The following is a 9,364-nucleotide window of genomic DNA, read 5'->3' on the forward strand; positions in this document are numbered from 1 at the left end:
CCCGGTCGCCCGCACCGCCGCCATTCAGCCGAGTTGCCGGCCGCCGTCCACGGCGATGATTGTTCCGGTGGTGGTGGGGAGGTCGCGGACCACCGCTACGACGGCAGCGGCAACCTCGGCGGGAGTCACGAGGCGGCCAAGCGGGGTACGGGCCGCCTGTTCGTCTCGCCATGCCTCATCCAGGGAGGCGACGAATTCGGTGTCGACGAGACCGGGGGACACCGACAGGACCCGGATTTGTGGGGCGAGCGCCCGCGCCAACGACTTGGTCATGGTGTCGAGGGCGGCTTTCGACGCGCAATAGATGACGTTGCTGCCGGTGCCGGTGACCGCCGCGATGGACGAGATGTTGACGACGACACCGCCGCCGGCCAGCGTGGCGCGGTCCAGAAGCGGACGTAGCGCTCGGACCGCGGCGAAGGCGCCGTGCACGTTGGTCGCGAGGATTTCCTCGATGAGCGCGTCATCAAGTGCGTCGAGGTCGTCGTGGGGCACGAAGCGGGTGACGCCGGCGGCGTTGACCAGCACGTCGCAGCGGCCGTGCTCAGCGGTCACGAACGCGGCCGCGGCAAGGAGGGCGGGTGGATCGGTCACCGGCATCGGCAACGCCGCATGCCCCGCTCCTGGAAGGGAGCGGACTACGGCGTCGGCCCGGTCGGTACCGCTCCGGTAGCCGACGAGTACCCGGAACCCGGCTGTGGCGAGGGCCTTGCAGATCGCCCGCCCGATACTGCCGGATCCGCCTGTCACCGCCGCGACAGGCAGTCCGGCGAGTTGATCTGCCGCGGTCATCGGGCGGCGGTGCCGTACCGGCGGACCCGCAGGTCGGCTTGCTCCTGGTGGCCGGCGAACCCTTCGAGCGCGCACAGCCGTGAGCAGTACTCGCCGATGAGCGCCGAGGCTTCGTCGGTCAGTACCCGCTGGTAGGTGCAGGTCTTGAGGAACTTGCCGACCCACAGGCCACCCGTGTACCGGGCGGCCCCCATGGTCGGGAGCGTGTGGTTGGTCCCGATGACCTTGTCGCCGAAGGCGACGTTCGTGCGTGGGCCGAGAAAAAGCGCGCCGAAGTTCGTCAGGCGTTCGAGGAAGTAGTCAGGGTCGCGGGTGAGGACCTGGACGTGCTCGGAGGCGATGCGGTCGCTTTCGGCGACCATTTCCTCGCGTGTGTCACACAGGATGATCTCGCCGTAGTTCTGCCAGGCCGTGCGGGCGACGTCCACGGTCGGCAGCCAGGACAGGACCTTCTCGATCGCGTCGGGAAGGCCCTCGACCAGCGCCGGGGATGTCGTCAGCAGCACGGCGGGGCTGGTCGGGCCGTGTTCGGCCTGCCCGAGCAGGTCCACCGCAGCCATCTCCGGGTCGCAACTGTCGTCGGCGATCAGCAGCGTTTCCGTGGGTCCGGCGAGCAGGTCGATGCCGACCCGTCCGAACAACTGGCGTTTCGCCTCGGCGACGTAGGCGTTGCCCGGTCCGACGATCATGTCGACCGGCTCGATGCTGTCGGTGCCGAGCGCCATCGCGGCGACCGCCTGAACTCCGCCGAGCACGTAGATCTCGTCGGCACCCCCGAGGTGCATCGCCGCGACGATCGCCGGGTGCGGGCGGCCGTCGAAGGGAGGTGCGCAGGCGACCACGCGCCTCACCCCGGCGACCTTCGCGGTTACCACACTCATGTGCGCCGAGGCCACCAACGGGTAGCGGCCCCCGGGCACATAGCAGCCGACCGCGGTCACCGGGATGGTGCGGTGCCCCAGCACGACGCCAGGCAGCGTGGTCACCTCGACGTCGCGCAGCGCCTCGCGCTGGGCCTGGGCGAAGCAGCGGATCTGTGCCTGAGCGAAGGCGAGGTCGTCGAGCGTCCGCGCGGGAACGGCCTCTACCGCCTTCGCGATCTCATCCGCGCTGAGGCGGAACGAGGGCGGGGACCAGCCGTCGAAGCGCCGCGAATACTCCCGGACGGCGTCGTCGCCGCGGTCTTCCACGGCGGCCACGATCTCCTCGACAGTCGCGCGCACCTCGGCGCTGGCCGTGCGAGGTGCGCTACCGGCCCGCCCAGTCTTGAACCGTCGGATCACTGCTCTCCTCCTACCGATGGCCTGACCCCGCTGGCTGATCGCTCCTGAGGACGCAGCGACCTGCCGCGTCGAGCGTCTCGATGCCCACCGGGGTCGGCGAGTTCACAGTGCATCTGTCGGTTGCGGCGGGGTCAGGCGCGTACACGCTCGGACGGGGGTGTGACGTGAGCCGGCGGGACGGGACCGCGGTCCTTGCCGAGAGTCGGGCAGGTGAACGCGCCCTGGCTGCTCACCGTGACCTGCAGCCGTCCGACGCGAGTTATCTCCACGGCGATGTCCTGGCCGTCGCAAACCTCGCCGACGCCGGCCGGGGTTCCGGTGGCGATCAGGTCACCGGGCTGCAACTGCATGACCGAGCTGATGTAGGCGATGAGGCGGGGAACGCTCCAGATCAGGTCGGCGAGGTCGGCACGTTGCCGCAGCTGCCCGCCCACCCAGGTGCGCAGTTCCAGCTCCGCAGGGTCGCCGACCTCGTCCGCGGTCACAAGGTAGGGGCCCGCGGGAGTGAACGTGTCGAACGACTTGCGTACCGAGCGGTCCTCCCCGCCGCGCATCGTCATGTCCAACAGGCACGTGTAACCGGCGATGACGTTCAGCGCGCCCGCTTCGCTGACGTGCGAGGCCGGCTGGCCGATGATGACGGCGAGTTCGCCTTCCTGGTCGAACCGCCGGTCATGATAGGGCAGCCGCACCGTCCCGGAGTCGCCGATCAGCGACGACGGCGCCTTGAGGAACACGCCCAGCGCGTCGACGGCGATGTCCTCGTTCATCTCGCTCTGGTGATCACGGTAGTTGACCGGCGCGGCAACGACCTTGCTGGGATCCGGTACCGGGGCCAGCGGTGTCACGATGTCGGCGACCGGGGCAGACTCGGCTGCGATGGCCAGCCGCGCCCAGTCACCATCGCTGGACAGGAAGTGCCGCATGGGGCTCAAGCCCGTCTGGGGGCCGGCATCGTCGAGGGCGGCGGCGGTGACATCCCGCCAGGCGCCGGCCGGGTCCGCGACCGCGAGGCGCAGGCTGCCCCGGCTGTCCAGGAAGCTGGTGGCTTTCATCAGGCGAGGTGTCCCTTTCCGGAACAGATCAGCGGGAGCCGCGAACAGCCGTTGGTTATCGGAGGGCCCTTTCCGCCGGACGGAGCAGGTACCGCCAGCCTGCCTGCAGCCCTCCGGGGTTCCATATCTGCTCGCGTTTGAGCGCGGCTTCGGCGGGGTCCGACCAGATTTTCGGACCGCCGGCGGCCAGCGCCATGAGCTGGGTCCGACAGGCGCGTTCTAGCAGGACCGCGTACATGACGGCGGTCGTCGCATCGGGCCCGACTGTGACCGCGCCGTGGTTGGGCATCAGGCATGCGCGTGCGTCACCGAGTGTCTCGGCCAGGGCGGCGCCGAGCTCGGCGGTGGCGATGAGCGCACCGGTCTGGGTGAACCGCGGGATCGGTGGGTCGCAGAACAAGACGCCGTCGTGCGAGATCGGCAGCAGCGGCGTGTCAAGACACGCAAATGCGCTGAGCGCGGGCGCGTGGGTGTGTACCGAGCAGCTGACGTCGGGGCGCCGGCGCATGATCTCGGTGTGGATCGGGTACTCGATGTGCCGTTTCCCGGCCCCGGACAACACCTCGCCGTCAGGGGACACGAGAAGCACCCGGTCGGCGTCGATCTCCTCGAATCCCCAGCCCGCCGCCTTCATCCAGACGCCCCCCCGCCCGTCGGGTTCGCGGATCGCGGCGTGGCCCCACACCAGGTCGTTCAGCCCGGCGGCGGCCAGCGCCTGGCTGGCCTGCACGGCTTCCTCGACGGGGTTGGTCGTCATGGCTCAACTCGCCTTCGGCTGATGCTGGTAGAGCCAGTCCAGGTCGGTGTAGTCGTCCGGGTCACGCCGGCTGAAGACCCGGTCGCGCAGGATCGGGATGACTGGGCCGTCGTCGTGCCAGATTCGGCCCCAGATCCGGGCGGCCCGCTGGACCAGCGCGGTGCGCGGGATGCGTTCGGCCTGATATGTGGCGAAGGCCTTGTCGATATCGCCGTCCTGCTCGGTGAGGTGGCGTGCCAGGCATCCGGCGTCCTCGATGGCCTGGCAGGCGCCCTGCGCGAGGTACTGCACCATGGGGTGTGCGGCGTCGCCGAGCAGGGTGATCCGGCCGGAGGTCCAGTTGTCCAGGGGTTCGCGGTCGTACATCACCCACCGGCGGTCGCGGCTGACCAGGGCCACCCCGCCGCGTACCTGCTCGCACGAGGTGGCGAAGCTCTCGTCCAGCTCGGTCGTGGTGCCCCAGCCGTCGGTGAGTTCGGCCTCGCGCGAGTAGCGTCGGCTGCGGAAGACGGCGACCTGGTTGTACAGCTCGCCGCGGCGGATCGGGTACTGCACGAGGTGCTTGTCCGGCCCGATCCAGATGATCTCGTCATCCGGCCCGACGGGGATGCTGGTCTCGTCCGCTGGCCGCGCAACGTCGCTGACCGGCAGCGCACCGCGGTAGGCGACGAAGGTGTCGGTGATCGGGCGGTCGTCGGAGACCAGCTTGCGGGCCATCGACCACAGGCCGTCGGCACCGACAACCGCCTCGCACTCGTAGCTGTCGCCGTCGGCGAAGCGGACCTGTGCCGTGTCCCCGTGATCGGTGACCTCGGTGACCTCGCGGTTGCTTTCCAGGGTGATGCGGTCGTCCGCCTTGCACGCCTCGTGAAGCACGTTGAGCAGGTCACCGCGGTGCATGACGGTGTACGCATAGCCGTAGCGCCGCTCGAACGGTTCGCCGAAGGCGATGGTGGTCAGATGCTGGCCGGTGTCGGCGTGCATGAACACTACGTGGCGTGGATGGACGGCCAGCGCGGCCAGCTCCGGGAGTACGCCGAGATCGTCCAGGATGCGCAGCGCGTTCGGCGCGAGTTGGATGCCGGCGCCGATCTCGGCGAACTCCGGTGACTGCTCCACGATGTGCGCCGCGAAGCCGGCCCGGGCCAGGGCGAGCGCGGTGGTCATGCCCCCGATCCCGCCACCGATGATCAGTAGGGGTACCTGTGAGGTCATTTCGTGGTCCAGCCTGTGACGAGCGGCGTGTCCACACTGGTCGCGCCGGCAGGGTAAGCGCCACCGGGCGAACCCAGGGCGGTCGTTCGGCCGGGCAGCGTCTCGGCGAAAAACGCGGCATTGTCGGTCACCCAGACGGGGTCGGGGGAGTCGCCCGGGCCGAGGATCGCGTCGACCGGGCACTCGGGCAGGCAGGCTCCGCAGTCGATGCACTCGTCCGGGTGGATGTAGCGCTTCCTCAGGCCCTCGTAGATGCAGTCGACGGGGCAGCAGTCGACGCATGAGCCGTCCAGCTCGTCAATGCAACGTTCATTGATGACGTACGCCACCGGGTGCTCACCTCCAGATGATCGCGCCATCGAGGGTGTCGTCGCCGGCGTCGGCGTAGGCGCGGGCCGCCGCTGGATGGAGCGGGATCGGTGTCCGCGCCATGTCGGCGGGGACGAGCGGGTAGGTGATGGGGGAGCGCTCGGGCGGTATGTGGGCGTATTGCGACTCCAGCGCGCGGCGGGTCTTCACCATGCACCAGACGGCGAGGTAGGCGATGTCGTCGGCGAGGGTACGGGGGCAGATCACGACGAAGTCGGAGAAGTCGAGGGTGAGGAGATCCTCGGTGAGGCCGGGGAGGTAGCCGGCCTCCACGGTGGCAGAGGGCCAGCCCTCCGCGGCGAAGGCGGCGAGGACGTCGTCGCCCCAGGGCAGATAGCGCACCGGCCGTTTGCTGGCGATGCTCTGCCAGTGCGGCGTCATGATCGCTTCGTGGATGAGCACGTCGGCTTCACCGGCGGTGAACGCCTCGATGGGGGGGAACGGCCGCTCGTCGTAGACGAAGGAGAGGCGTTCGGGGTCGACTCCGGCAATGCGCAGGCCCTTGTGGGCCGCGAAGCCGATGAGGTTGACGCCGTCGTCGGGGGAGGTCGCGACCGTCACCTTGCCCGAGAGGGTCGCCAGGTCGGCGACGGTGCTGACGGGGAGTGCGGCGTCGACCGCGACGACGAGACGGTCACGCTGGGGCATCACGCCGAGCGCGCACATCTCGTCGTCGATCTTGAAGCCCGGCAGCGCCGGCGACGGGACGACCAGGGAAATGTCGGCCTCACCCGCGCGTATCGCGTTGATCTGGTCCATGCCGCCGCGGCCAGACCAGATCGCGAACTTGGAGCCTTCCGGTGACCGGTCGCCTATCTCCTGGGCGAGCCAGCCGCAGATCCGGTGCAGGTTGGCCTGGCCCCAGTCGCCGCGAAACGCGAGGGTGATCGGCCGGTCCAGGCGCGGTTCTTCAGTCATGAGCAAGCATCTCCTTGAGCTCGGTCGCACTCATCGTGTAGTCGACCTCGTTAATGGAGTCGAACGGGAAGCCGACCCGTTCGAACTCCTGCTCGACCGAGCCCGCGTTGTCGGCCTCGTAGACGGTGACGATGAAGCCAGTGCCGGTGTTGACGTACAGCTGGCGGAACGTGGCGTGGACCGACTTGACGACCTCCGGACCGTAGCCGGCGATCTCCTCGGGTGACAGGCCAGGAGCTTGGTGCAGGGTCAGGAAGATCGCCATCGTGCTCCTCGTGATGTGGCAGTCTACGGGACAGTGTCCCGCATTGTGCTACCTTATTTCTCGATCCGCAAGGCGGGTCGTTGGTCGAGAACCAACATCACGTTCTCGCGCAGACACGTGCGCACCAGCGGATCCCGGGCAGTGAGAGGACGTCTGTCGTCCGCGCTCGTTGGGCAACGCCAGCCGCTTCGTCACGTCGACCGGAGCCCGAGACAGGCCGTGCCCGTACCGCCCGCAATCTCGTCCGGGCGGCCGCCGAGGACGATTCGGCCGTGGGCCATCACAAGGGCGTGGTTGGCGACGCGGAGCACATCGTGGGCGAACTGTTCGACGATGACGATCGCCATCGACTCGGCGGCTGCGAGGCGGCTCACGGTTTCGTAGAGTCCTCCACGATAGATGGGGCCAGGCCCATCGACAGTTCGTCGAGGAGCAGAACGTGGGATCCAGGCTCAGCGGGCGGGCCATGGCCAGCATCTGCTGCTCGCCTCCCGACAGGGCGCCCGCTGCCTGCCTGCGGCGCTGGCCCAGGAGCGGGAACCAGTTCGTAGGCGACCGCCTCCACGGTGGCGCGGGCGGCTCCCGGATGCGTCGCGACGAGGAGGTTCTCGGCGCCGGTGAGGTCCGGGAGGACGCTGCGTCTCTCGGGGAGACAGCACAGCCCCCGTGGGCCAGCCTTTCCGTCGGCGGCCGGTAACGTCGGCGCCATACAGACGCACCGTGCCGGCGTTCGGCCGGAGCCGGCCCGAGGCAACCTTCAGGACCGTCGACTTGCCAGCGCCGTTCGGGCCCAGGAGCGCGAGTAATTCGCCGGCACGGACGGCGAAGCTGACGTTCCCGACCGCGTCGATCAAGCTGTAGCCGGCCCGAATGCCGTCGAGCTCGAGCCTCAGCTCGGCGTCCCGTCCAGCGGCCGGGACGGTGGCCCTGGGCTGGGCGGCGGTTGACGCGGGCTCGGTGGCGGGTGTCTCTGCTCGGGGGACGGCCGTCGCATGTTCACGAGCCGCCTTTCCGCCCGGGGGTTGGGCGGCCGGCGCCGAGAATTGGTTCGACCCGAAACCGCCCGCCGCCGCACGCCGTAGCAGGCAGAGTCAGGATGGCGAAGACCACGGCTAGTGCTGCCCCGCGTAAGTCTTGCTGGGGTTGTCAGGCGGCTTTGAGGGGTTCGCCGGTGTAGGTCCAGCGGTAGGGCTTGGCGGTGCGGTCGTGGACCTCGATGAAGTGGAGGATCTTGTTGGCGAGGTTGTCGCGGGAGGTGAAGTCGCCGCGCCGCAGGAGCTGGCGGGTGAGGGTCGAGAAGAAGATCTCGACCATGTTCAGCCAGCTGGCGTGTTTCGGGGTGTAGGTCACGACGAACCGGGGGTGGGCCGCGAGCCACCGCCGGGTCGCGTGCGCGGTGTGGCTCGACCCGTTGTCCATCACCAGGTAGATCTTCAGTGTCGGGTCGATCGCCTCGTCGAGCCTGGTCAGGAACCAGGTGAAGTTCGCCGAGTTGTTCTTCCCGGGGATGATCTCACCGAGGACCTCGCCGGTGGCGACGTCCATCGCCGCGACCAGCGACACGGTGCCGTGCCGGACGTACTCGAACTCGCGCCTGGCGGGGGAGCCGGGGCGGATCGGGCGGGTCGGGTGGCGCCGCGAGCGGGCGTGGATCGCGGTCTTCTCGTCGACGCTGATCACGACCCCGTCCGCGGGCGGGTGCAGGTAGAGGTCGCAGACCGCGGCGGCGCGGTCGGCGAAGTCCGGGACGGCGGGCCGGTTGAGCCAGCCCCGGACCCGGTGCGGCTTGAGGTCGAGATCGGCCAGGACCCGGCCGATCTGCGCCGGTGACATCCCGACCGTGGGGGCGAGATGCTCGGCGAGCAGCCGGTGCGACCACTGCGACGCCGCCTGTGGGGCGGTCTCGGTGACGGCGGCCAGCACCGCGAGCCGGGCGTCCGGGCCGTAGCGGCGCGGCCGGCCGGGGCGGGGCCGGTCGACGAGCGCGGCCTCGCCGTCGGTGGCGAACCGGGCGCACAGCCGGCGGACCGTGTCCGCGTGCACGCCGTGGCGGCGGCCGAGCGCGACCGGCCCCCACCGGCCGTCGGCCGCGTCCAGCAGGATCCGGGCCCGTCTGACCTGGTCGAACGGGGCACTCACCGTCCCGGCGAGCTTCTTGAACCGTTGACGCTGCGCGGCGCCGAGGACCACCCTCGGACCGCCGGACCAGCTGCCCACCTGAGCACCCACCGCATCCTGGAAGGGACAGTTCCAGGACGACAGGGAAGAACCGGGCAGACCCGCGCGCGGGTCCGACACGCCAAGGCGGGCAGGATAGGGACGTGGCGAAGATCCCCGAGATGGCCCGGGTAGTGCTGGAACACCGGCTGCGCACCCAGCACACCGCCCGCTGGCCCCAGCTGCGCGACCTGACCATCCGCTACCGCGGCGACTTCGCCTACCTCGACGCCGTCTTCGCCGACGAGGCGGACGACGCGGCCCCCTACCCGCTGTGCCGGCTGCGCTACACCGGCCAGCCCGACCAGTGGGGCTTCGCGATCTACCTCGACAGCCGCGGCGCCTACGAGGACTCCTACCTGCCGAGTGGCGAGTCCGTCGGCACGCCCGAACAGGCCCTCAACTGCGCCTGCGGGCTTTACGCCGGCGACCCCACCGCCTGGATCGGCTGATCACCAGCCAGGCCAGCAAGATTTACGCGGAGCTGCACTAG

General features: G+C 69.8%; 12 protein-coding genes. 1 reads left to right on the forward strand and 11 read right to left on the reverse strand.

Going from position 1 to position 9,364, the window contains the following annotated elements; genetic code table 11:
• Positions 1-24: 24 nt before the first annotated feature.
• The 11 genes from BCD48_RS41575 to BCD48_RS41625 all read right to left on the reverse strand — a co-directional run bounded on the left by BCD48_RS41575 (position 25) and on the right by BCD48_RS41625 (position 8,871).
• Positions 25-792, reverse strand: coding sequence for an SDR family NAD(P)-dependent oxidoreductase (locus BCD48_RS41575; protein ID WP_071053899.1), 768 nt, complete (start codon positions 790-792; stop codon positions 25-27).
• Positions 789-2,075 (reverse strand): histidinol dehydrogenase, encoded by a 1,287-nt coding sequence (hisD, locus tag BCD48_RS41580; protein ID WP_071053900.1) that lies wholly within the window; start codon positions 2,073-2,075, stop codon positions 789-791. The genes BCD48_RS41575 and hisD overlap by 4 nt, the downstream gene beginning before the upstream one ends.
• Positions 2,076-2,206: 131 nt before the next feature.
• Positions 2,207-3,130: a fumarylacetoacetate hydrolase family protein gene (locus BCD48_RS41585; RefSeq protein WP_083420003.1), complete on the reverse strand. Its 924-nt coding sequence runs from the start codon at positions 3,128-3,130 to the stop codon at positions 2,207-2,209.
• Positions 3,131-3,185: 55 nt separating this feature from the next.
• Entirely contained in the window at positions 3,186-3,887 is a 702-nt protein-coding gene (locus tag BCD48_RS41590; protein WP_071053901.1) for a class II aldolase/adducin family protein, read from the reverse strand.
• Between the two features lie 3 nt (positions 3,888-3,890).
• The gene (locus BCD48_RS41595; protein ID WP_071053902.1) at positions 3,891-5,102 is read right to left on the reverse strand and encodes an FAD-dependent monooxygenase; all 1,212 of its coding nucleotides are present in this window, start codon (positions 5,100-5,102) and stop codon (positions 3,891-3,893) included.
• Entirely contained in the window at positions 5,099-5,431 is a 333-nt protein-coding gene (locus BCD48_RS41600; RefSeq protein WP_071053903.1) for a ferredoxin family protein, read from the reverse strand. Before BCD48_RS41600 ends, BCD48_RS41595 begins: the two co-directional genes overlap by 4 nt.
• A gap of 7 nt (positions 5,432-5,438) precedes the next feature.
• Entirely contained in the window at positions 5,439-6,389 is a 951-nt protein-coding gene (locus tag BCD48_RS41605) for a TAXI family TRAP transporter solute-binding subunit (RefSeq protein WP_071053904.1), read from the reverse strand.
• Positions 6,382-6,654: a nickel-binding protein gene (locus BCD48_RS41610; protein ID WP_071053905.1), complete on the reverse strand. Its 273-nt coding sequence runs from the start codon at positions 6,652-6,654 to the stop codon at positions 6,382-6,384. The genes BCD48_RS41605 and BCD48_RS41610 overlap by 8 nt, the downstream gene beginning before the upstream one ends.
• A 191-nt stretch (positions 6,655-6,845) precedes the next feature.
• Positions 6,846-7,028, reverse strand: coding sequence for a hypothetical protein (locus BCD48_RS50265; RefSeq protein WP_071053906.1), 183 nt, complete (start codon positions 7,026-7,028; stop codon positions 6,846-6,848).
• Between the two features lie 78 nt (positions 7,029-7,106).
• Complete coding sequence (locus BCD48_RS56175) at positions 7,107-7,508, reverse strand: ATP-binding cassette domain-containing protein (protein ID WP_349308084.1); 402 nt, start codon at positions 7,506-7,508, stop codon at positions 7,107-7,109.
• 292 nt (positions 7,509-7,800) lie between these two features.
• Entirely contained in the window at positions 7,801-8,871 is a 1,071-nt protein-coding gene (locus BCD48_RS41625) for an IS630 family transposase (RefSeq protein WP_241841751.1), read from the reverse strand.
• A gap of 104 nt (positions 8,872-8,975) precedes the next feature.
• On the opposite strand from BCD48_RS41625, the gene BCD48_RS41630 reads away from it, so the two are divergent.
• A complete protein-coding gene (locus tag BCD48_RS41630; protein WP_071049086.1) occupies positions 8,976-9,323 on the forward strand; it encodes a hypothetical protein in 348 nt (115 codons plus the stop codon).
• Positions 9,324-9,364: the final 41 nt, after the last annotated feature.

Source organism: Pseudofrankia coriaricola, assembly GCF_001854805.1.
Taxonomy (GTDB): domain Bacteria; phylum Actinomycetota; class Actinomycetes; order Frankiales; family Frankiaceae; genus Pseudofrankia.

What these genes read in the sequence shown, in the direction of transcription:
- BCD48_RS41575 (WP_071053899.1), bottom strand. Translation starts at nt 792, where the DNA reads ATGACCGCGGCAGATCAACTCGCCGGACTGCCTGTCGCGGCGGTGACA.
- BCD48_RS41585 (WP_083420003.1), bottom strand. Translation starts at nt 3,130, where the DNA reads ATGAAAGCCACCAGCTTCCTGGACAGCCGGGGCAGCCTGCGCCTCGCG.
- BCD48_RS41590 (WP_071053901.1), bottom strand. Translation starts at nt 3,887, where the DNA reads ATGACGACCAACCCCGTCGAGGAAGCCGTGCAGGCCAGCCAGGCGCTG.
- BCD48_RS41595 (WP_071053902.1), bottom strand. Translation starts at nt 5,102, where the DNA reads ATGACCTCACAGGTACCCCTACTGATCATCGGTGGCGGGATCGGGGGC.
- BCD48_RS41605 (WP_071053904.1), bottom strand. Translation starts at nt 6,389, where the DNA reads ATGACTGAAGAACCGCGCCTGGACCGGCCGATCACCCTCGCGTTTCGC.
- BCD48_RS41610 (WP_071053905.1), bottom strand. Translation starts at nt 6,654, where the DNA reads ATGGCGATCTTCCTGACCCTGCACCAAGCTCCTGGCCTGTCACCCGAG.